Raw genomic sequence first — 21,711 nt, forward strand, 5'->3', positions numbered from 1 at the left:
GATGCGCTTAGCTTATAAATATAAAAATCAGGTTACACGCGACATGCAACCTGATTATCAATCAGGGCTTATTACCAATTACGAACGCGCAACATGCCTTCGGTTAGGTTGTTAAATCCATTGATAGTTGGAACTAACTGACCTATTACTCGGTTCCAACGGCTGATTGGTGCGGCGGTAACATAAACAATGTCGTAAGGTTTTAAATCAAACTCGGTGCCAATCACCAATGCAGAGGCATCTTCCATATTCAGCTGGTAGATATCGGCCATGCGCTCTGATTTATCATCCGAAGTGCGAATCACAAAGACACCCGTGGCATCTGCCGACAACTGGTTGATACCACCTACGTTGCTGAGTGCTTCTGTTAGGCTCATGCCGACACGGTCGATCTTCAACAGTTGTGGGTCATTCACTTCACCCATTACAAAGACTTTTTGAGCGTCATTTCGAGGTACGTGAACAATATCACCCGCTTGCAGTAACCTATTTTGAGTTAAATCGCCTTTCTGCATAAGAGCATGTAAAGAAATATACTCTTGTGCGCCATTACGAGTTAACGAAACATTACGCCAATCAGCATCTTCAGACAAACCACCAGATCGGTTCACGGCATCCAGTAATGTTAAAGGGATATTGGTAATCGCTTGTTGGCCAGGGTTTGAAACCTCACCGGTAATGTAAGTTTTCTTAGAACGAAAACCCGCTACGTTAACATCAACCTGAGGGCTTTCTATATATTTAGACAAACGCTTCGTGATATCAGTGCGAATTTCATCGACAGTCTTATCTAAAACATCAACGCTACCAATGTACGGGTAAAAGATTGTGCCGTTTGAACGAACCCAATTACCCGCCTCTTCAGCACTACGGTAAGAGCCTGCGGGAATGGTCAGTTCAGGATGGTCCCAAATAGTGATGTTTAGAATATCACCGACACCCACTTGATATTCATACTTCGCGATATCAACATCAAGTTCTGGGTTTGCTTGTGAAACCGATAAAGAGTCATTTCGGTAGTTTGATACCGATTGAGCCGTCAATGGGTAAAGATTAACCACGTCAGAAATATCAGACTCTTGTTGTTCCTCTGAAGGCTGAATCACATTCTTATTGCCAGTCGTAAGGTGTGTTCCTGGAGTCGTACAGCCTGCAAGCAGTGCAGGAAGGAGCGCTATAAGGAGACGATTTTTATTAATCTTCATGTTAACCAAGTTCATAGAAACGGAATGTGTCGTGATACCCCGAAGGATACCCAAAGGAAATTAAGCGAGTCATTTTATCAGCTGCGCAGTATTTAATAGAGCCAAGGAGTGAAAGAGCTGTGATCTTGCTCCCATTTACGATTGGGAAGTGGGACGCTACCGCCCTTTGATATTCCGCGACATCACACTGCGTAGTTAATGTGCCTCTATCTATTTGGAATTGAGATAGAAGTTTTTGTCGTAAACCGTGTCAAAGACCGTACTTCGACACGGTTATTTTATTGCGTAAGCATTATCCACAATCTGTGCTTATTATCAACCTAGTTGAATGGTTTCAAGGTGAAAGCATTCAAGGTTAAAGAGCTTAAGGGCTGATGCGAGAGCCTAAGAGCGGATCCAAATAGTTGAAAGCCTATGAATCCGTAATTCTTAGACTTCGTCATTCCAAACAAACACAGATTCTGAATCACGCTCGTACCTCGCTGTTCAGAATGACGACTCAAACGAAGCCAACACCCTTATTTCGTCACTCCGCTATTTCGTCATTCCGCCACTCTGTAACTAAAAAAGTGAGGAACGAGTTATTTGGAATCTAAAGCCAACTGAGCAACTAAACACAACCGGATTCTGAATCACGCTCGTGCCTCGCTGTTCAGAATGACGACTCAAACGAAGCCAACACCCTTATTTCGTCACTCCGCTATTTCGTCATTCCGCCACTCTGTAACTAAAAAAGTGAGGAACGAGTTATTTGGAATCTAAAGCCTGCTGAACAACTAAACACAACCGGATTCTGAATCACGCTCGTGCCTCGCTGTCCAGAATGACGCCACTCTTTTTATCGCATTAACCTTTGTCTCGCATCAGCCTCTGTTTCGTATCGGCCCCTAAATCTACTTAACGCTGCTTGGTCTTTGGAACCAAGGAGAGCGAGCATCAGTTTGATCGAACAAGTTGTATTGCTTATTTAACACTTGGCCGCCGTCACGCGTGATCGGTAACCAGGTAAAGCCAGCACGGCTTGAGCTTGGTTTCACGGTAACAAGATCAAACGGAATTGATACATAGAAGCCTTTGGTATAGCTGCCTTCACCGTACTCTTCAGTTGTCATGTCGGTTAAGCTGACAAACGCACCGGCAATAACGCCACTCTTGAATTGCTTAGAGAAATCGACACGAGTCCCGATATCACCCGCAAGGAATTTACCGACGCCCACTTTAAGCAAGGTATCGCTCAAGAAATCCCATTGTGGGGTGTAGTAACCGGTAATAAAGCCCGTCGTGCCCTTATCAATCACTTTGTACGTTCGGCTGCTGTCATCTGGGTTAACTTGAATCTCTTGATCAAATGTGCCGAACCAACTTTCAGGATCGCGCTGGCTTATTGCTGTCATGTCTGCACCAATGGCCCAGTTTTGGTTGAATGGTCGATACAAGATTTCGCCACCCACACCCGCAAACATGCTTTCAAGGTAACCCCCGTAAGCTTGGGTGTAGACACCGCTGCCGTAATCTTCAAACCAAGTCAGTTGTAAGCGATCTAAGCGAACCGGATCGTCAACGTAAGAGCGGAACAAGGTTCTTACTCTTGGCGTTTGATCAGTGCCGTCTGATGGGACGGTATAATTAAACTTGTCGTAGTTATCGACTAAGTTAACGTATAGAGAGCCCGACAGTTCAACATTGTTTAACGCCCAGAACGAAGCATTGGTGTATAAACCCAAACTGTATAAATAGAAGTTTTCAGCCGAGCCGAACGATTGAGCGAGGTTTGGTGAAATCGACACATCGAATCGCTCACGCCCATCATGATAGATAACGGATTTCTTGCGCTCTAATTCGTGAGTGTGTGAAGCATCACTGGTTTGAGCATTAAGGTAATTGTTGTTCGTCGCCGCTTTGAACGCTTGGGCATTGACCGTTGTCTCGGTGAGTTCCATCGATTTATCGTTTTCGATGATTTTGTAAGTATCAATGTAGCTTGGCACCGCGTTCGCGATCACGGTCGCACCGCGTTCAACAGCGATATCTCTGTCTCGGTATTTAACCTGAGTGCCCTTTACCACAATGCTGTTATCGTCGACCAAGATTTGCGCTTGTTCATAGCCAGCGATCGTTTCAAGTTGGCTTGCAAGGGCCACCATATCGATGTCATCAACCATCTCGACACCACTCGGGCGTAACTCTGCTGTTTCGGTATCTCGCCACACGGAATACATTTCATTGAAATTGGTAGAGAGGTCAAAACCAAGAGTTAGCGTATCACCTCGCTCATAGCTGACTTTGGCCGAACCCCAATCAGTGAAACGGTACACAGCACCCACGTTCCATGGCGTGTGTTGTGTCATGTCGACACCACCACGTACTACAGGGAAGTCTTTAGAATAATCATTGCCATCGTATTCAAGCTTCAAGGTTAACGGCTTATAAGGGGTTTGGTATTCAAAGCCGCCATAAATTGCCGCATCACCTTTAAACCAGCGCTCAAAGTTTACACTGCCGCCATTGCCTTTAGAATCAGACGGACGTTCACAATACTTGTCACTGGCTTTGCACAATGGGCTAGTGAAGTTACCACTGGTGCCCATGTATCCCCAAGCCATGCCCAAGGTAAAATCAACAGGACCAAAGCGTTTGGTCGCCGCAACAAACTCACCATCGAATAATCCGGTACCACCAAAATCACGCATACCGACCGATACTTCCGGTAAGTAATACCCTTCTTCGATTAAGCGCAGTTTAAAGTCGATGCCTTTGTCTGTGTATTTAGTACAGCCACTGAATGAGTTTTGAGAACAATCTTGGTCTGCGCCTCCGCTATAAAGCAGATCTTGTACTTGTGTATAACGAATGGTGGTTTCAAGCCAAGGCATCACCTGTAGGCTCACGTTATAAAAATAGTACTCATTGTTAAACGAAGCACTAAAGTTGAATTCACCTTCTGGTGCCATTCGGCCTGTCGGCATTTGCATTAAGCCGACACCACCAAAGTTCATTTGCGATGTTCTGTATTCAGTGTCGTCGAATGACGATTTTTCTGCTCGAATCGAAGAGGAATCAATAGTTGTTTCTGCACGAACCGTGTCTGCAAAAACCGTCTCTGCAAAAACAGAAGCACTACTGGCCATTAACAACGCGCAGGTAACCGATGTGCACACTGCCGATAGAGGGAATGATTTCTGTTTCAGCATTACAGGCCAACCTTATGACGTAGCAAATCGACAATATCTTGGTTCAACGTTGAGTATTCCGATGGCAGAGAGTAGAACGCCATAAATACGATAGCACCTGGTGCTAAGTACACCGGCTGTTCGTTCCAGTACGCATATTGAATGGTTTGCACCACGCCATCTGGCTGAACAACATACGCCACGCTTTTATCTGCAGATTCACCAATAAAGCCGTTCGGTAATGCATCGAGATAATCATTCAGCGTGCCATGCTCAATCAGATTCATTGTTACCGACTCTTTCATTGCTCCCATCAACTGAATTGACGTTGGTCGTTGTGGTAAGTACAGAGAAAAGGCTTGAGTTTCGCTAGTCGACACTCTTTTTATGACATCAGACGACGGCTTGTTAGTATGAGAACTTGAAACAAGCAGTGGGTTCTTATCTGATTGAGAGATAACGGCATTACGGTCTAGCTCAATAAAAACTCGATTGAGATATTGGAAAGAGGCTAACTGTTGGCGCACTAAGTTTGCTTCTGGCTCTTCTACTGCGAAAGCTTCAAGCTGGTTCAGTACATTGCGCTTTTTGGCTTCGATAGCTTGGTTAGCTTCTTTAAATCCAGTAACTGCAGTCGCTTCAGTATTGGTTATATCAAACAGTTGAGCCGAAAGGGGGAAGTAACCAATAGTACCGTTAGCGTTAGAGCTCGCATTCGCGTTTGCGTCGTCTAATACACGAAGCAGTCGAACGTTAGTTTGATACTCAAGCGTCACACCTTGAAGAGGAAGCTCGATTGTTGTTTTAACTGAAGAAGCGCTGTCAGGCTTATAAAGAGAAGCAGGCGTAACAAGATCAGAAGCCACAGAAGCGGAGCTCAAAGCAAACAAAGCGCTCATCATTAACAGAGCTCTCATCGTTAACATAGTTCTCACCAATGGCAACCGACGCCCCGTCATTTTTGATGTATGACTCATATAATTCATCATTTTAGTTCATTACCCTGTTCGTTAATTGCTTTGATAATGCTTAAGGACGGTTAACTCAAGCCTTGTCATATCAGGGCCTAAATACTGTATGGTTTTTACCACTTTGCCTTTGCTGTCGACCCAATATTCGTTGGTGATGTCTTGTTCTAACATTGGGAATTGAATTTTTTCTTGGAACTTCTTGGTAGCGATAGACGCTAACGGAGTTTCAACCGTTTCATTTCCCGCATACGTTCGGGTGATGTTCGCTTTATAGCCGAATCGATAGTTAGGTTGCCAGTCGTAAACCGCTTGCCATTTTTGAGCTCCGGGGTTGGCAGACACATCAAACGCAGAAGAAGAATCGGCTGACGAATTGTTTCCAGAAGAGAACGTATTTAACGGTTGGAATGCCAAACCAGAAAGGTTTTCGTAAGGAAGCAACAGCGTTTGTACGACACGTCCATTTTCAGTGACGATCATCGCTTTGTCAGAAGACATCCACTTTAACTGCTCTGCGCCCGTTTGCGGGTTTTCACCGACGTACGCTAAGACCATGAAGATTTTACCTTGGTCATTCACTTCGGCGTAAATGCTGGAATAAGGTAAGTTTTGAATGTATTCCTTCGACAGCTCAACATCAGAGCTTCCAAAAAAGGCTTCATCAAAAGTGGAATTGACGTCTTGAAACTGCTGAGAACAACCAGCAAGAAAAAGACCAAGGGATATGATTAGAGGTTTAAGCATGACGAGTTCTGCTTCCTAGCAATCTTGTTGCTGATGTCCAATATGAAAATCTGATATAAAAAAACCACTTTATGCTTTCACACAAAATGGTTTTGAACATACTCTAACAATAAATTAGTTAGTAGTAGTAGTTGTTGTTGCGCCGCTTTCGTTAGAAGCAACGGCTACTGCTGCCGCTGCTGCTACTGCTGCTGTCGCAACTGCAACTGTTGTTGCTGTGCCAGCTGCTGCTGCAGATGCACCAGCGCCTGCTGCTGTACCAGTACCAGAACCAGCACCCGCTGCTGCTGTCGTTTCAGCTGCAAATGCAGCACCTGAGAAGCTAACTGCTAATGCAGCTGCTAGAGCCATCTTTTTCATAATGATTTCCATTAATATAAACGTTTATATGTAGAGGGTAAGTTTTACACCCTCAATCAGTTGCTCAGCTTAAACAACTGATTGATCATGATAGATAATAACCACAATCAAGTAAATGGATAAATCATAAGCAATACCTTTAATGTATTATTTAGGAAATAGCGTCACACAAATATGAGTGCAAAGCAGAAACCTATCCCCATGCTAATGCCTATGCAAGATAAGGTAAGCACACAAACCGATTGTTAAGCTGACAAGATTAACCTTTGCCAAGCTCAGAAGGTAAAACACACCTGAGCCTAGAGATAAGATGCAGCCAACTGTTTGCTATTAGCTGCTTGTTATTAACTGTTAACTACACTCTGTCGCCAGAGCCTTTGCCTAACACGGTTTGAATAATGTACTGGAAATACAATTTAGTATTCAGCGTGTTAATCATGCGTTGATCCCACTCTGCGAGTTTTTTCGGTGTCGACATGTCGATATCGTTGATTTGAGCTAATCCGGTGACACCTGGTCTTACCGCGAGTACGCCTCTTGATTCTCTTTCATCGATCAGTTGTTGTTGGTTAAACAAGCATGGTCTTGGGCCAACTAAACTCATTTCACCTTTAAGCACGTTGTACAATTGAGGGAGTTCATCCAGTTTCGTCTTACGTAGAAACCCACCTAATTTGGTGACAGAGCTAGCGCCAACTAAATGAGTGGCAACAGATTTTGTTTCCACTGGCATGGTGCGGAATTTAACTAAAGTGAATGGTTTTTTGTTACGCCCTACTCGGGTCTGAAAAAAGACAGGAGAACCCGTATCAAAATAGCCGAGGATACAAATAACAACAAATACAGGCCAAAGGAACAACAAGCCAAAGAAAGCAAAAATAAAATCTAATATACGAATCAACTTAAAACCCTTTCTAAAAACACAGATTCTGAATCACGCTCGTGCCTCGCAGTTCAGAATGACAACTTAAGTAACGCTAAGACTCCAAAACTCTTCGATACTCACCACTCGCGACTTCGTCATTCCAGAACGGAGTATCTGGAATCTAAAGCGTATGATACAAATCTTGCCAACTAGGATTAACACTCTTTACCAACTCATTTTTCCAAGCACGTTTCCATGTTTTGAGTTGCTTCTCCCTAGCAATTGCCGCTTCTATATCTTCAAATAATTCATAGTAAACAAGGTTATGAACATTATATTTAGAGGTAAAAGAATGCATGATATTATTCTTATGCTGCCAAATTCGTTGCTTCAACTGACTTGTCACGCCAATATATAACACGTTGTTATTTGGAGATGAAAGTACATATACACAGGGTTGTCTATCCATAATTCCCCTTAGTTTATTATCAGTGAAAGACAAAATAAGCCAACTGTATACACACAACACAGATTCTGAATCACGCTCGTGCCTCGCTGTTCAGAATGACAACTTAAATAAAGCCCCCAAACAACGAGCAACCACACGTCATTCCAAAATTGAGGAATCCCACACCGTCATTCCAAAAACGAGGAACGAGTTATTTGGAATCTAAAGCCCCCTGAACCAAACACCGCACAACACAGATTCTGAATCACGCTCGTGCCTCACTGTTCAGAATGACAACTTAAATAAAGCCCCCAAACAACGAGCAACCACACGTCATTCCAAAATTGAGGAATCCCACACCATCATTCCAAAAACGAGGAACGAGTTATTTGGAATCTAAAGCCCCTGAACCAAACACCGCACAACACAGATACTGAATCACGATCGTGCCTCGCTGTTCAGAATGACAACTTAAATAAAGCCCCCAAACAACGAGCAACCACACGTCATTCCAAAATTGAGGAATCCCACACCGTCATTCCAAAAACGAGGAACGAGTTATTTGGAATCTAAAGCCCCTGAACCAAACATCGCACAACACAGATACTGAATCACGATCGTGCCTCGCTGTTCAGAATGACAACTTAAATAAAGCCCCCAAACACCGCACAACACAGATATTGAATCACGATCGTGCCTCGCTGTTCAGAATGACAACTTAAATAAAGCCCCCAAACAACGAGCAACCACACGTCATTCCAAAATTGAGGAATCCCACACCGTCATTCCAAAAACGAGGAACGAGTTATTTGGAATCTAAATACGCTTGCACTGTGTTTTTAATCCCTTGCTCAAAAGTAACTGGGGGCTCCCAGCTTAAAACTTCTTTCGTCAAACCAACTTCCACTTGGAGGTTGCCACATACTCTTTGCGCTATGTGCTGCTTATTTAAAATTGACGCTCCAGCTTGTATCCAAGACATTGGAATAGGCAAAAGCCTCGGAGCCTGGCCCATTGATAACGCAATAGTTCGCATTAATTGAGTTGTCGACACATCATTATCATCCGATACTAAGAAGGTACGACCCGGAGCTGAAGGGTGCTCGCAACACGTCAGTATCAAATCAGATAGATTATCCAAATAAACCAAACTTCTTTGGTTTTTTATAGCGCCAAACGGTAACGGAATGCCTTTATCAATCAAACGCATCATTGACAGGAAGTTCGCTTTTACGCCAGGCCCGTAAACCAAAGGCGGTCTAATGATAACCACTTCTAACCCTGTATTTTTGGCAAGTTGCGCTAACTCAATCTCGGCTTCATACTTACTCAAGCCATAAGGGTCTTGCGGAGTATGATTTAAATCAGGCTCAAAGGGTGAGTCTAATTCACTCAATTCACCGTTCACCTTAATCGAGCTAACAAAGACAAATCTCTTAACGCCTGCATCGGCGGCTTGCCTTGCTAGAGTTAACGTCCCCAGAGTATTAACTTCTCGATAAGCGGCTAAAGCATCTTGCTCACTTTCATTCATTTGATGTACTCGAGCAGCACAGTGAACAACACAATCCACACCGTCAAATGCACCAGACCAATCTGTACTCGAATCAATAGAAGAAACAGCAAAGCTATTAACAAACTGGCTATTAACAAACAAGCTATTAGGCTGTACTTGTGCCGCTTTTCGCACTACAGGCACAACTTCCCACTGACACTCTTGTGCTAAATTCGCAACGCGAGAGCCGACAAAGCCCGTACTACCAGTAACTAATAATTTCATAATACAAAAAAGCTCTACATATTGAATAAAAAACAAGCAGCATCAACAGCAAAACTACTGAGCAACACAGAACCATCAATTACGACTAGCTTACCGCACTTAAGAGCATTAAAATATCGCAGATATTAAATTACTCAGCTACAGCTTGTAAGCCTGATTGAGAACAGTTACCAAGGAATATAATGATTAAGCCGATACGCCTTATCCTCAATACTAAACGAAAAAATAAGCGTTTGATCAGTATTGGCTACGACATATTCGCGATAACTATATCGGTTTATTTGGCTATAGCTTTAAGGCTAGGCAAATACACTTTTGAGCTGGGTTTAGATGAATGGGTAACACTATTACTCACCATTTCGGTGACTATATTTAGTTTCGCTAAACTCGGGATGTATAGAGCGGTACTACGCTACATGATGTTTCCTGCGGTCGGGAACATATTTCTCGCGGTGTTTATATCATCGCTCACCTTAGTCTTGAGCGGATTCTTCTTTCATACCTTCATCCCCAGAAGTGTCCCTTTTATCTATGCAGGGTTAGCCATACTGACATTAGGCGGGCCAAGAATCATGATCCGCTCTGCTTATGACCAAGTTTTTAAAAGAAAAAAACCCAATGTGTTTATCTACGGGGCTGGCGCAACAGGGCGAGAACTCACATACGCTCTGATCCATGGTGATGAGTACAACCCTGTTATTTTACTCGATGATGATCCTAGTAAAAGAGGCAATATCTTCTTTGGATTAAAAGTCCATCATCCTAGTGAATTTGAACACCTTCAATCTCTGTACCAGCCAGTAAAACTGCTGCTTGCGATCAACAATATCAACAAAGGTAAGAGATTAAGACTTGTAGAAAAACTGTCTAATTGGCCTATCGCTATACAATCCGTGCCGTCAGTGGAAGATATCGCTGCAGGCAAAGCAACGGCGACCGAAGTAAAAGACCTTGATGTTGCTGATCTATTAGGTCGAACACCGATTACCCCAGATAACAACTTATTGACTAAGAATATATTCGATAAGAGTGTCATGGTTACCGGAGCCGGAGGTTCAATAGGTTCTGAACTGTGCCGTCAAATCATAGCTCAAAAACCAAAAACACTGGTCTTATTCGAGTTAAATGAATATAACCTTTATAAGATCGAACAAGAGCTCAATGCGACCAAGCATAACCTTAAAAGCCAAACTAAAATTATTGCTGCACTAGGCTCAGTTCAAAGACAAAATCGCCTTGAAAAGCTAATGACAAGCTATGAAGTTGACACTTTATATCATGCCGCAGCCTATAAACACGTACCTCTAGTCGAAGACAATGTCGTAGAAGGGATCCGAAATAATGTTTTTGGGACATTATCCTGCGCGCAAGCTGCAATAGAATGTGGCGTTAAAAATTTCACTCTCATTTCTACAGACAAAGCCGTGAGGCCAACGAATGTAATGGGAGCAAGTAAAAGAATGGCGGAGCTCGTTCTTCAAGCTCTGGCAGACAAAGATACTCAAACGACCTTTACTATGGTGAGGTTCGGTAATGTTTTAGGCTCTTCTGGGTCCGTTGTACCGCTATTCAAGAAACAAATTAAAGCCGGTGGTCCCGTCACCGTTACGCATCCAGACATCATCCGCTATTTTATGTTGATTCCTGAAGCGGCGCAGCTCGTCATTCAAGCTGGCGCCATGGGTAATAATGGCCAAGTGTTCGTGTTGGATATGGGAGAGCCAATTAAGATCCTAGACCTAGCAAAACGCATGGTGCACCTGATGGGAATGAAAGTGAATCTTGGTTCAAGTTCAGATGAAGGCGATGTTGAAATCAAGTTTACAGGCCTGAGGCCTGGTGAGAAGCTATATGAAGAGCTTCTTATTGGGGACAATGTTGAAGGAACCAGCCACGAAAAAATCATGACAGCTAAAGAAAGCAAACTGAGCTGGCCTGAAATGCAAGTTCTCTTAAACGAACTGGATGAATGCTGCCATGATTTCAATGTAGAGTGTATCAAGCGCATATTGCTTGAAGCACCTACTGGCTTTGTACAAAATGTAAATTTAAAAGACGTATCGACAAGTGGTAATAAAACGAACTAATTACGATCCATCTATTTTAAATTTTTTGGTATTTATATTCGACTAAATGATTTTTTGATAATTAAGGTTCTTTTAATACAAACCACTTATTATTTTCAGTATTGACAAACAAACATACTCATCGGTAGCAGTGCGCTATTAGCCCTTCCTTTGCTAAGGGCCGAAATTATGGTTAAAAATTCGTGGTATAATTTAATGAAAAAACTTGTTATCTATTTTGGCTCTTCAAAAAAAGAGCTTTACCAGATTGATATGTGGACCCAACTGCTACAAGAACTCAATAAAACATATTCTGTCGAGATTATTTTCCGTCAACCATTCGCATACCGAGCCTACAAAGGTCCATTCAAAAAGCACTTTTTTCTAAAGACAAGTCAGCTTGAAAGTTATGTATTAAACAACGATATCGCTAGCTGTATATATGTTAATAATACCATGCTCAATTATCATATGCTGAAATATCACCATTTCCCACAGTTACATATTGGTCATGGCGAAAGTGATAAAAGCTGCTCAAGTACTTTCCATTTCAATGCATACAGCAAGGTGTTAGTCGCAGGACAAGCGGCAGAAGAGCGCCTGATAAAAATAGGACTCAGCCGTTCACAGATAGCCCTGATCGGTCGTCCTGAAGCAAAAGCTGAACCCATACAAGCTATCAATGAGATAGTAAAGCAAGCCGGTAAACGCAAGATCATCGCTTATACGCCGACATGGGAAGGTGGAAGTAAAGAAACACGTTATGGTTCAATTGATGTTATTGGTGAAGACCTGATTGAATACTACCGGAATGAGAGTGATAGCTTCTTGGTTTTCAAACCTCACCCATTAATTGGCAAAAAAAGTAAAACAGCGAAGAAAGCGCTAAAGGCGATAAAAAGTACGATCTCTCGCTGTGAAAATATGGCTGTTTTTGAAGGCGACATCAATAGTCTATTCCCAGTAATTGACGGGTTATATACCGATATCTCTAGTATCGTGATCGACTATATGCAATACAACAAACCCTATGTGACCTATGTTCCAGAATGGGAAATAGGCAATTTCAAAGATATTCTAAGTGTGAATACCTCTAAATACAGCCATGAGTGCAGATGCTTAGTTACAAATCTCACCGAACTTATTAAATATAATGTAGATTATTCGAATGCATACCAATATTACATTGAAACCAACAACTTAGTAGATGTTTCAACTAGAGTTTCAAGTGAGATCAATTGTGTATGGCTTGGAGTGGATACATAGAGTAAAATATACCCAATTATTGCAATTACATACATAGGTAATGTACACAGTGAAAATTTTATTAAGATCAGGCAAACTGCCCTTTGACTACGTATCACCGGAAGAATCTTTAGCCAAAAATACATTGGGTACAAATAGTGGAAATTTAATATTTGCCCACTCAATGCATCGCATCCTTTCTACTGATGATGCTGAGATTTTTTCAAATCAATATAAATACAATCCAAATTTAGCTGCTGAAATTAATGAAAAATATGATGTTTTTGTTGTTCCTCTTGCTAATGCTTTTAGGAAGTCTTTCATTCCTCAGCTAGACAAGATGACAGAGCTAGTTAAAGGTTTAAATATTCCTGTTATTGTTGCAGGCGTTGGTGTTCAAGCCACACTTGACTATAACACTGATGATTTAAAACCATATTCGAAAAATATTTATAATTTTGTATCTGCTGTCCTTGATAAATCCCACTCAATCGGTGTACGTGGTGAGTGTACTTATAATTTCCTAGTGAAAATTGGTATACCGAAAGACAGAATCGATATTATTGGTTGTCCATCAATGTTTCTTGACGGAGCTAATTTATCTGTTACTAAGAAGAAAGAAAAACTCGACAAATCATCAAAGGTCGCGATCAATATATCACCATATGCAGATAAAATTTTAGACATCGCAGAATATAACCGTAACCTTATTGATGATTTAGTTTACGTCCCTCAAAATAATGATTCTTTGGATCGTTTATTGTGGGGAGGTAAATCTGTAAATCCAAAACTTCCTGATGATGTTAGTCACCCAATGTATAAAAATGACAAGGTTCGTTTTTTTGTTGACCCAACAACATGGATTGATCATTTAAAGCAGTATGATTTTGTATTTGGTACTCGTATCCATGGTACTGTTATGGGAATCTTAGCTGGAACACCTTCATTCTTACTTGCTCACGATTCAAGAACACTCGAACTTGCTGAGTATTTTGATATTCCACATAAGCGTAACGACCAAATCACTAAATCATGTAATGCATTAGAGTTATATCAAGAAGCCGATTACTCTAAAATGATAAGCGGACATGCAGAACGCTTTGATCGCTTTACATCATTCTTAGAAAGAAATGAACTCAAGCATGTATATCAACCAGGTCAAGATCAAGGCCAGCACTTTGACAACCAAGTTGAAAAATCAGTATTCCCACGTGAGGTAACAACACCTTACGGTGCTAATAATTTTGAAATCGTTTCTAGAATGAAATGGATGGAAAAAACAATAACAACGAAAACAAACTCTAAAATTAAAAAAGAGTTAACAAATAAAACAAGCACAATTCCATCTAATAATAAAATCAAACAAATGATTCCGGTTTCTATCAAGAAGAAATTAAAATCATTGATTAAATAAAATAGTGGTCGTTGGCCTTACTCTAAATGTAAGGCCAACTATTTATAATTTAGATGTTAATTTTTTTAATGTTAATCTATTTCTTAATACTCTTGGCATAGAAATAACTATCATTCTTGAAACAAAAAATATTGGGACTAAATGTAGTAAATTGCTTGAATTGGCATAAGCACTATAAGCAAGAAAACTAACCATCAATAAGTAAATAGCTAATGAATATAGTTCAGTAATAAATTCAACATTTTTTGTTATCTTTTGCAAAATAATACTTTCAAAAAGGTAATAGCTAAATATAACTAGTGCTAAACAAAATAAAAAATACGTGCTATTAAAAAGCAAGATAATCGTTAAACAAATAATGTTTAGTATTACATCCGATTGGATATCTAATAATTTTGCAAATACTTGTTTGCCTTTATTTGTTTTTATAATGAACTCTTTCTGTATAATAAAAACTTTATCTAAACTTTTTCTTCTTAAAGATACTGTTTTATAACTTACAAAAACATAAGTAACAAGCAACAACACAAATGCAGTAATTATAATAATTAATAACCGTGTAATATCGCTACTAAAATCATCAGGTAAAAGGTTTTCAATTTTTTTAGGTACTTGATTTGACCCCATCATCAATACAATTTGAAGAGGGACAATCATAATAGCAATTTTCATAATCCGACTAATTGCCAAGAAAAAAGAAGCAATAAACAAGTTTATTCCATTTTTATCTTTGTAAAACGTAATTATATTGGATAATTTACTAATCATTAGAATCAAAACCTAGTATTTTTTCAATGAATATTTCTGTTGAGTTAAATTCAGTACCATTAAACTCCTCAGATATTCGATTCTGTTTAGATGTCATGCTGTCATCAATCTCTAAAAGATTTAAGAAGCAGATAAAATCTGATTGATTTTTTATTCTCACGCCAGGGCAAAACTTATCGAAGTCATAGCAGAAACCATTCTGCTCTTTGTATGAGTCATAATCATAGTCATAGATAGCTATAGGTCTATTTAACAGTAGAAAATCTATAATTATGCTTGAGTAATCTGATATTAATGCATCGTAAGTATGAAGAAAATCATTAATTTCAGGCTCAACTTCAGGTGTTGATAGCTTAATGTTATCCGATAAAAAATTTAAGTCATCAGGTAAGAATAGTGGATGAGGCCTGTAGTACAATACAATATTATTTTCCTTTAAGAAAACATCTAATTTCTCAATGTTTAGATCGGGAAAATTTAAGAATTTTGCTTTCTCATTATATCGCCATGTTGGTGCATACAGAACCTTTCGCTGTTTACTAGGTCTGTTCTTGCTATGTCCGTTATGACTTTTATTTGATGCACATATTCTATCGGCACGTGGCTGTGAAGCAATAACAAATTTACTTTCAGAACAGCCAAACATCTTTGATAGGATGACTGCAACTTTTTGTGTTGGTGCAAAATGATAAGTGAAATTTGATTTATTTAAAAAGTAATATACACGCTTTAGTATACTTACATTTTTCTCAAGTAAGCCAGAAGCCTTAACAGGGATACCATGCCCCAAATGCAATACTTTTCTATTTATTGCTAAGCCCAAGCCTTGAACGGGGAGATCGAAGTATGAGCAGACCCATACGGAAGATCGCAGGCAATATATTTTATCAGCTATGGATTTATTACTTATAAAGTAATTTCCATATGATTCATTTAGCCTTGCTCTTTCTACATCATCACAGATAACAAAACGACATTGATAATCGATGTTTGATTTTATTACGTCTTCAAATAAATATTTTGAGTTTGATGTAAAGTCCCCTTTAAACGAGGACATAAAAATGATACGTCTTTCTTTTCGTCCAGGGATAAACAGTAAAACTAAAAAAAAAGTTGAAAGGAAACGATAGATTCTTAAAAAAGTATATTTGTTCACAATAATGTACCAAACGGTGTTAATACAATCATCAACACCGTTTATTTATTTAGATTACTATTCAGCTAATGAGTATAACGCTGAATGGAATAAGCTAAATGCTTTTTCAGGAGAGTCTCCCATCACATATTGACGATAATCAATCCGAACGGCTTCTCTTTCGTCAAGTGCTATCCCATTATTGAAGTAGTATGTAATATTATTTTTAAGAAGAATATTACAGCACTTCGCAATCGGGAATGTTTCCTCAAATAATTCATCATCATGAGGATTGGTAATGTATATCGGCTTATTAAAGTACAAGTAATCTGAAATAACGCTTGAGACGTCAGATATTAACATATCAGACTGGTTCATTTGCAGGTAAATATCAGACTCTGAATCAAAGATAACAGATTCGTTGTTTTGGTACTTCAGCTTCAACTCACCGATTTTATCGGTAAACTCTTCATCATTTGACCCTGTAAATGGATGCAATCGGACAACAACTCGCAGACCAGTCGCAACTAGGCGCTCAAGCAATTGTTCCATCATGACCAGCACAGATGAATAACTCGAGTCTGAATGCGCCCCCTCCCATGTAGGAGCATACAAAACAGTCTTTTTATCAAACACTGTTCCGGTTGACTGTATTTCCGATACTTTTAGTGCAACATTTGGTCGGCCAACCTTATAAAAGTACCCATCAGGTAGCTCTATATTGTTGCGTTTAAATCTATCAATATGTGCATCTCCCGCTACGAAAGAAGAATCATACATCTTGAATAGATTGTGCGCGCTGGCAAGTTTATCACTATCGCCATGGCCAATAAAAACATGTTTGATATTAACATCACGGACAAGGTGAATGTTTTTACCTGTATTAGCTGTGTAAAGTACAACTTTAACTTCTGGGGCAGATATTAAAGACGAGATTGAACCACCATCAGGGATGTAATACACAGGTATCGACGTCTCTTCCTCTAGCTCTAAGCCATGTAACTCACGAACAACAATGGCTACGTCATTGCCAAGCTGCTCAAGTACAGGTAACCACATTCTGACTTGATACAAGCTTTGTTTTGTACCACAGTGGTGAAGTAGAATTGGAACTGTAATAGCTTCATCATGAGCTAAGCCACTACTCAAATTAGCACGCATTTTCCTCGCGTATTTAACCCCAGTCGCCAAAAAATACTTTACAAATTTTTTATAGAAGTATTCTTTTAAAGCTGACATCTAAAGTTAACTCCAGTTACATCATTAGATAGTGCTATTAGTGTTACGTCAGCCACTTCCTCAGGTGTTAATAATGTTTTCTCACATTCAAGCCCAAAGTTCTTTTCACGCATTGGCGTTTTAGTACGATCTGGTGTGATACAGTTTATTCTAACGCCATGTGGAGCCCACTCTTCACTTAAAGCTTGCGTTAAGTTAACAATAGCGGCCTTAGTAGAAGAATATACAGAATAGAAAGCACGGCCACGAGTATATGAACTTGAACTGAATAAGATTAAGTTCCCACCGGTTTCTTTTAAATACTTAAATGCAATTCGAGCTAGATTGAAGTTTGATATCAGGTTGACATCAATATCTTCACGAATTTCTTCTTCCGTTGTTTGTGCTAATGGTTTTTTGTTTAAGCTACCCGTAGTATTTATAACGGCATCAATACGTTGATGTTTTTCATAGATATCAGCTAAGAATCGTTCTATCGCAGATGAATCTGTAATTGATGCGCCTGTTTCTGTACGAGAAAATGAATAAATTAGTGCACCAGATCCATCTAGTTTTTCGATTATGCTTTTACCAATACCGTAACTACCACCAAAAACAACCACGACTTTCTTATCAAATTTACTTAGATCAACATCGGTACTTGCAATGTCTTTTTGATTTAGCTGAAACAATATGTCAGCGACTTGAATATCATTTGGGTTCGTGATTTTAATGTTATTGTAATCACCAGAAACGACCTTGATATCTACATCTGGAAGGAAGTGTTTCACTACACCACAGTCATCAGTAACAAGGAAGTCAGGATCTTGGTCCATCAACTCATATGCTTTCAATAAGGTCGTTAAGTGGAAGCCTTGAGGTGTTTGACCTTGGTATAACTCACTACGTTTTGGTATGTCAGCAATACAGCCGTCTTTTACCTTAATGATGGTATCTGTACATGGTACAGCGACATCAACAGACTCATTAGCGTCAAGGTCAATAATGCATTGAGTGATAATTTCATCAGAAATGAAAGGTCTAACGCTGTCATGAATAAGTAACTTTACTTTGCTACCTTCGTGCTTGCCTTTGATACACGCTAGTGCAGATCGAGTAGAGTCTGCTCGTTCTTTACCACCACATACAATATGGGTCACTTTACTGGTTGCTTGAAGGTTTACAATGTTTTCAACTTTATTGATGTATTCAGCTTTACAAACAATAATTACTTCATCGATAAGATGGTGATTTTCGAAAGCAGCCAATGTGTGTTCGAAAACCGTCTTACCTGACAGTTTTACAAATTGCTTTGGTAAATCACCACCAAAACGACTGCCAACGCCACCGGCTAAAATCACAGCTATGTTTGTATATTTCGACATTTTCTACCTTTGACCTACAGGACACCAAACTTATAAACGGAGCCGAATTATAAACTAAAACATGCCAACAACCTAACACAACAGGGTAAAGAACAGACAGCATCCTCCCGATTAAAAAGACGTTCTTGTTAGATAACCCGCTCTACCTGTGATTATTGAATGCTCTCGATTTCTTACAAAATCAGGTTCATGTTTATACCCCAAAACCCTTCAAGTCCTTCGCATTTATAAACAACGGTTGTTTTTCCATATCAACGATTATCTTCAATCCGAAAAGTTAGACCCTGAGATGGAAGTAATCAGGAGTGATGGTATGCAAAGTCGACCATGCTATTCATAGAGCACTGCGTTAAGTAAAGTCCAAGTACCGCTTGTAGATGCCATTTCATTCCCCCCCTCCCCAAAAAAATCGACAAAGCTGGGCTATGGTTCGATTTGTATAGGCCCTTGAAACTTATGGCACCACATTAATGAGAATTGCCTATCACTCACCAAATTAGGAAAGCATTGGTAAAAATGAAGCAAAAGCACTCGTTGGCGAGCATCATTATTTACCGTGTTACTGCTCTCTGCAGTCAATTGAACAAGAATATAATAATAAAGTGATGAGATTCATATTTAGACTTCTAAATAATTGGAGCCCCTCTGAAATGAGCCTTTCACCTTAGCGTTTAAGAAACAGAAAGTAGTGCTTCTTATGTATTCTCATTCCTATTATCGCTATACTCCATGCTTACAGTTTTTCGCCCAATAACGAATAAGAGTTCAAGATATGCAAGAGTTAGTTCCATTTGTTCAAGAGAATATGATTTTAGCCATCGTATGGATCGGCTTGGTTGTTGCCATCATTGCGAACGTTATCAAGACATCAAACGCAGCTTATAAAGAGATCACGGCAGCGCAAACCACACACATGATTAACCGCGAAAACGGTGTTGTGGTTGATATTCGTACTAAGGATGAGTTCAAGAAAGGCCATATTACTGACGCAGTTCACATTTTACCGTCAGATATCAAAGCAAATAACTTTGGTAGCCTTGAAAGTCACAAAGCAGACCCAATCATCGTAGTATGCAAGACGGGTCAAACCGCTCAAGAAAGCGCGAACTTGCTGGTTAAAGCAGGTTTCGAAAACGTAAGCGTGCTGAAAAGCGGCTTAGTGGCTTGGAGCGAAGCTAACCTTCCTTTAGTTAAAGGTAAGAAATAGGTTAAAGGTAAGAAATAAGCTGACCGAGTAAAACGATATTACTTTAGGGCTTTGTTCGACTGATATGATGAACAGAGCCTAATTATAAATTTTTAAGGACAAGAAAATGGCTGAAGCAGCACAACAAGACGCACAACAGAACTTCGCAATCCAACGTATTTTCCTAAAAGACGTCTCTTTCGAAGCGCCAAACTCTCCAGATATGTTTCAAAAAGAGTGGAACCCAGATGTAAAACTGGACCTAGACACTCAAAGCCGTGAGCTTGGCGAAGGCGTTTACGAAGTTATCCTACGTCTAACTGTTACTGTTAAGAATGCAGAAGACACAGCATTCCTTTGTGAAGTTCAACAAGGCGGTATTTTCTCTGCAAGCGAAATGGAAGCTGGTCAACTGGCACATTGCCTAGGTGCATTCTGCCCGAACATCCTGTTCCCATACGCGCGTGAAACAATTTCTAGCCTAGTGGTTAAAGGTACGTTCCCACAACTGAACCTAGCTCCAGTAAACTTTGATGCTTTGTTCATGAACTACCTACAAAACCAAGCTCAACAAGCTGAAGGCGAACAAGCTTAAGTCTCAATATAGTCTTAACGCTTAGCGAATAAATGACCAATAAATAACTAATAAACGAACGGCCAACAAACGGCTATTTCTATTAGAAGATTGCCTTTTATTCGATAGCTAGTTTTTGTGAAATAATTAGTTTTAAATGCACATCGCAGCTTCTGCGATGTGCATTTTTTATTTACACTGTACTTTGGTAGAGCGCTTTTTCTTCTTAGTAAAGGGTTTCTCCAAAACTCTTCGATTTCCCTCATTATTTTTAGGTGGAAGCATGACAGACACAACTCGCCCGACTAACACGGCAGACGCTTACGGTAAAGACAGCGCTTACGGTAAAGACATTGCGATGACAGTGGTAGGCGCCGGTTCTTACGGAACCTCTTTAGCGATATCTCTAGCGCGTAACGGTGCCAATGTTGTTCTTTGGGGACACGACCCTGTTCATATGGCTCGTCTTGAATCTGAGCGTGCTAATAATGAGTTCCTGCCAAATATCGACTTTCCAGAAAGCCTAATCATCGAATCCGATCTTGAGAAAGCAGTAACAGCAAGTCGTGACCTTCTCGTTGTTGTGCCTAGCCACGTGTTTGGTATTGTTCTAAACAGCCTGAAACCTTACTTAGGTACAGATTCTCGCATCTGTTGGGCGACCAAAGGCCTAGAGCCAGAAACAGGCCGCTTACTTAAAGATGTCGCGCACGATGTGCTGGGTGATGGGTACTCGCTAGCGGTTCTATCAGGGCCTACTTTTGCCAAAGAGTTAGCGATGGGCATGCCAACGGCTATCTCTGTCGCTTCACCAGATGAAGTATTCTTAGAAGAGCTGCAAGAGAAGATTCACTGCGGTAAAACATTCCGCGTATACGCAAACTCAGATTTCATCGGCATGCAACTTGGCGGCGCGGTGAAAAATGTTATCGCAATTGGCGCAGGCATGTCGGATGGCATTGGTTTTGGTGCCAATGCTCGTACTGCACTGATCACGCGTGGTTTAGCTGAAATGAGTCGCTTAGGCGCTGCACTGGGTGCACAACCCGAAACCTTTATGGGTATGGCAGGGCTGGGCGATCTAGTACTAACCTGTACTGATAACCAATCACGTAACCGTCGTTTTGGATTGGCTTTAGGTTCAGGTAAAGACGTCGATACTGCACAAGAAGAGATC

Annotated in this window: 18 protein-coding genes; 6 read left to right on the forward strand and 12 right to left on the reverse strand. The window is 40.3% G+C overall.

Features of this window, described 5'->3' with window-relative positions; translation table 11 throughout:
* Positions 1 to 71: 71 nt before the first annotated feature.
* From IQO02_RS13045 to IQO02_RS13080, 8 genes are all read right to left on the reverse strand, one after another.
* Positions 72 to 1,205 carry a polysaccharide export protein gene (locus IQO02_RS13045; RefSeq protein ID WP_193838582.1) on the reverse strand — a complete coding sequence of 378 codons (1,134 nt, stop codon included), beginning with the start codon at positions 1,203 to 1,205 and terminating at the stop codon, positions 72 to 74.
* An 893-nt stretch (positions 1,206 to 2,098) separates the two neighbouring features.
* On the reverse strand, positions 2,099 to 4,396 hold the full coding sequence (locus tag IQO02_RS13050) for a YjbH domain-containing protein (RefSeq protein ID WP_193838583.1): 2,298 nt from the start codon (positions 4,394 to 4,396) through the stop codon (positions 2,099 to 2,101).
* Positions 4,396 to 5,301, reverse strand: coding sequence for a capsule biosynthesis GfcC family protein (locus IQO02_RS13055; RefSeq protein WP_193838584.1), 906 nt, complete (start codon positions 5,299 to 5,301; stop codon positions 4,396 to 4,398). Before IQO02_RS13055 ends, IQO02_RS13050 begins: the two co-directional genes overlap by 1 nt.
* Before the next feature lie 84 nt (positions 5,302 to 5,385).
* Positions 5,386 to 6,090, reverse strand: a complete 705-nt coding sequence (locus IQO02_RS13060) for a YjbF family lipoprotein (protein WP_016798394.1) — start codon at positions 6,088 to 6,090, stop codon at positions 5,386 to 5,388.
* Between the two features lie 114 nt (positions 6,091 to 6,204).
* Positions 6,205 to 6,450, reverse strand: a complete 246-nt coding sequence (locus tag IQO02_RS13065) for a hypothetical protein (RefSeq protein WP_102305424.1) — start codon at positions 6,448 to 6,450, stop codon at positions 6,205 to 6,207.
* Positions 6,451 to 6,805: 355 nt separating this feature from the next.
* Positions 6,806 to 7,351, reverse strand: a complete 546-nt coding sequence (locus tag IQO02_RS13070; protein WP_016792503.1) for a sugar transferase — start codon at positions 7,349 to 7,351, stop codon at positions 6,806 to 6,808.
* Between the two features lie 145 nt (positions 7,352 to 7,496).
* Positions 7,497 to 7,784: a GIY-YIG nuclease family protein gene (locus IQO02_RS13075; protein ID WP_046209682.1), complete on the reverse strand. Its 288-nt coding sequence runs from the start codon at positions 7,782 to 7,784 to the stop codon at positions 7,497 to 7,499.
* Between the two features lie 784 nt (positions 7,785 to 8,568).
* Positions 8,569 to 9,543 (reverse strand): UDP-glucose 4-epimerase family protein, encoded by a 975-nt coding sequence (locus tag IQO02_RS13080; RefSeq protein WP_193838585.1) that lies wholly within the window; start codon positions 9,541 to 9,543, stop codon positions 8,569 to 8,571.
* Positions 9,544 to 9,725: 182 nt separating this feature from the next.
* Here IQO02_RS13080 and IQO02_RS13085 point away from each other — a divergent pair, with 182 nt between their 5' ends.
* From IQO02_RS13085 to IQO02_RS13095, 3 genes are all read left to right on the forward strand, one after another.
* Positions 9,726 to 11,630, forward strand: coding sequence for a polysaccharide biosynthesis protein (locus IQO02_RS13085; RefSeq protein ID WP_016792592.1), 1,905 nt, complete (start codon positions 9,726 to 9,728; stop codon positions 11,628 to 11,630).
* 195 nt (positions 11,631 to 11,825) lie between these two features.
* Positions 11,826 to 12,875 (forward strand): CDP-glycerol glycerophosphotransferase family protein, encoded by a 1,050-nt coding sequence (locus IQO02_RS13090; protein WP_016792593.1) that lies wholly within the window; start codon positions 11,826 to 11,828, stop codon positions 12,873 to 12,875.
* Positions 12,876 to 12,924: 49 nt separating this feature from the next.
* A complete protein-coding gene (locus IQO02_RS13095) occupies positions 12,925 to 14,268 on the forward strand; it encodes a polysaccharide pyruvyl transferase family protein (RefSeq protein ID WP_231109892.1) in 1,344 nt (447 codons plus the stop codon).
* Positions 14,269 to 14,310: 42 nt separating this feature from the next.
* Here IQO02_RS13095 and IQO02_RS13100 read toward each other — a convergent pair whose 3' ends face one another.
* The 4 genes from IQO02_RS13100 to ispD are packed head-to-tail and all read right to left on the reverse strand — an operon-like array spanning position 14,311 to position 18,774.
* Positions 14,311 to 15,036 (reverse strand): hypothetical protein, encoded by a 726-nt coding sequence (locus IQO02_RS13100; RefSeq protein ID WP_016792595.1) that lies wholly within the window; start codon positions 15,034 to 15,036, stop codon positions 14,311 to 14,313.
* A complete protein-coding gene (locus IQO02_RS13105) occupies positions 15,029 to 16,192 on the reverse strand; it encodes a CDP-glycerol glycerophosphotransferase family protein (RefSeq protein ID WP_241904914.1) in 1,164 nt (387 codons plus the stop codon). The genes IQO02_RS13100 and IQO02_RS13105 overlap by 8 nt, the downstream gene beginning before the upstream one ends.
* 57 nt (positions 16,193 to 16,249) lie before the next feature.
* Complete coding sequence (locus IQO02_RS13110; RefSeq protein WP_016792597.1) at positions 16,250 to 17,410, reverse strand: CDP-glycerol glycerophosphotransferase family protein; 1,161 nt, start codon at positions 17,408 to 17,410, stop codon at positions 16,250 to 16,252.
* A complete protein-coding gene (ispD, locus tag IQO02_RS13115; RefSeq protein WP_016792599.1) occupies positions 17,398 to 18,774 on the reverse strand; it encodes a 2-C-methyl-D-erythritol 4-phosphate cytidylyltransferase in 1,377 nt (458 codons plus the stop codon). The genes IQO02_RS13110 and ispD overlap by 13 nt, the downstream gene beginning before the upstream one ends.
* A gap of 772 nt (positions 18,775 to 19,546) precedes the next feature.
* Between ispD and IQO02_RS13120 the strand changes: the two genes are divergently transcribed.
* The 3 genes from IQO02_RS13120 to gpsA form a co-directional block, all read left to right on the forward strand.
* Positions 19,547 to 19,981: a rhodanese-like domain-containing protein gene (locus IQO02_RS13120; RefSeq protein ID WP_010433842.1), complete on the forward strand. Its 435-nt coding sequence runs from the start codon at positions 19,547 to 19,549 to the stop codon at positions 19,979 to 19,981.
* A 106-nt stretch (positions 19,982 to 20,087) separates the two neighbouring features.
* The gene (gene secB, locus IQO02_RS13125; protein ID WP_009847959.1) at positions 20,088 to 20,555 is read left to right on the forward strand and encodes a protein-export chaperone SecB; all 468 of its coding nucleotides are present in this window, start codon (positions 20,088 to 20,090) and stop codon (positions 20,553 to 20,555) included.
* Between the two features lie 262 nt (positions 20,556 to 20,817).
* A partial coding sequence (gene gpsA, locus IQO02_RS13130; protein ID WP_228006052.1) for an NAD(P)H-dependent glycerol-3-phosphate dehydrogenase occupies positions 20,818 to 21,711 on the forward strand: 894 nt, incomplete at its 3' end.

The organism is Vibrio sp. OPT24 (assembly GCF_015163545.1).
Classification (GTDB): Bacteria; Pseudomonadota; Gammaproteobacteria; order Enterobacterales; family Vibrionaceae; genus Vibrio; species Vibrio cyclitrophicus.

Excerpts from the sequence above, each read along its gene's own strand:
- IQO02_RS13090 (WP_016792593.1), top strand. The coding sequence starts at position 11,826 with ATGAAAAAACTTGTTATCTATTTTGGCTCTTCAAAAAAAGAGCTTTAC.
- IQO02_RS13055 (WP_193838584.1), bottom strand. The coding sequence starts at position 5,301 with ATGTTAACGATGAGAGCTCTGTTAATGATGAGCGCTTTGTTTGCTTTG.
- IQO02_RS13065 (WP_102305424.1), bottom strand. The coding sequence starts at position 6,450 with ATGAAAAAGATGGCTCTAGCAGCTGCATTAGCAGTTAGCTTCTCAGGT.
- IQO02_RS13085 (WP_016792592.1), top strand. The coding sequence starts at position 9,726 with ATGATTAAGCCGATACGCCTTATCCTCAATACTAAACGAAAAAATAAG.
- ispD (WP_016792599.1), bottom strand. The coding sequence starts at position 18,774 with ATGTCGAAATATACAAACATAGCTGTGATTTTAGCCGGTGGCGTTGGC.
- IQO02_RS13110 (WP_016792597.1), bottom strand. The coding sequence starts at position 17,410 with ATGTCAGCTTTAAAAGAATACTTCTATAAAAAATTTGTAAAGTATTTT.
- IQO02_RS13100 (WP_016792595.1), bottom strand. The coding sequence starts at position 15,036 with ATGATTAGTAAATTATCCAATATAATTACGTTTTACAAAGATAAAAAT.
- secB (WP_009847959.1), top strand. The coding sequence starts at position 20,088 with ATGGCTGAAGCAGCACAACAAGACGCACAACAGAACTTCGCAATCCAA.
- IQO02_RS13075 (WP_046209682.1), bottom strand. The coding sequence starts at position 7,784 with ATGGATAGACAACCCTGTGTATATGTACTTTCATCTCCAAATAACAAC.
- IQO02_RS13120 (WP_010433842.1), top strand. The coding sequence starts at position 19,547 with ATGCAAGAGTTAGTTCCATTTGTTCAAGAGAATATGATTTTAGCCATC.
- IQO02_RS13060 (WP_016798394.1), bottom strand. The coding sequence starts at position 6,090 with ATGCTTAAACCTCTAATCATATCCCTTGGTCTTTTTCTTGCTGGTTGT.
- IQO02_RS13045 (WP_193838582.1), bottom strand. The coding sequence starts at position 1,205 with ATGAAGATTAATAAAAATCGTCTCCTTATAGCGCTCCTTCCTGCACTG.
- IQO02_RS13050 (WP_193838583.1), bottom strand. The coding sequence starts at position 4,396 with ATGCTGAAACAGAAATCATTCCCTCTATCGGCAGTGTGCACATCGGTT.
- IQO02_RS13080 (WP_193838585.1), bottom strand. The coding sequence starts at position 9,543 with ATGAAATTATTAGTTACTGGTAGTACGGGCTTTGTCGGCTCTCGCGTT.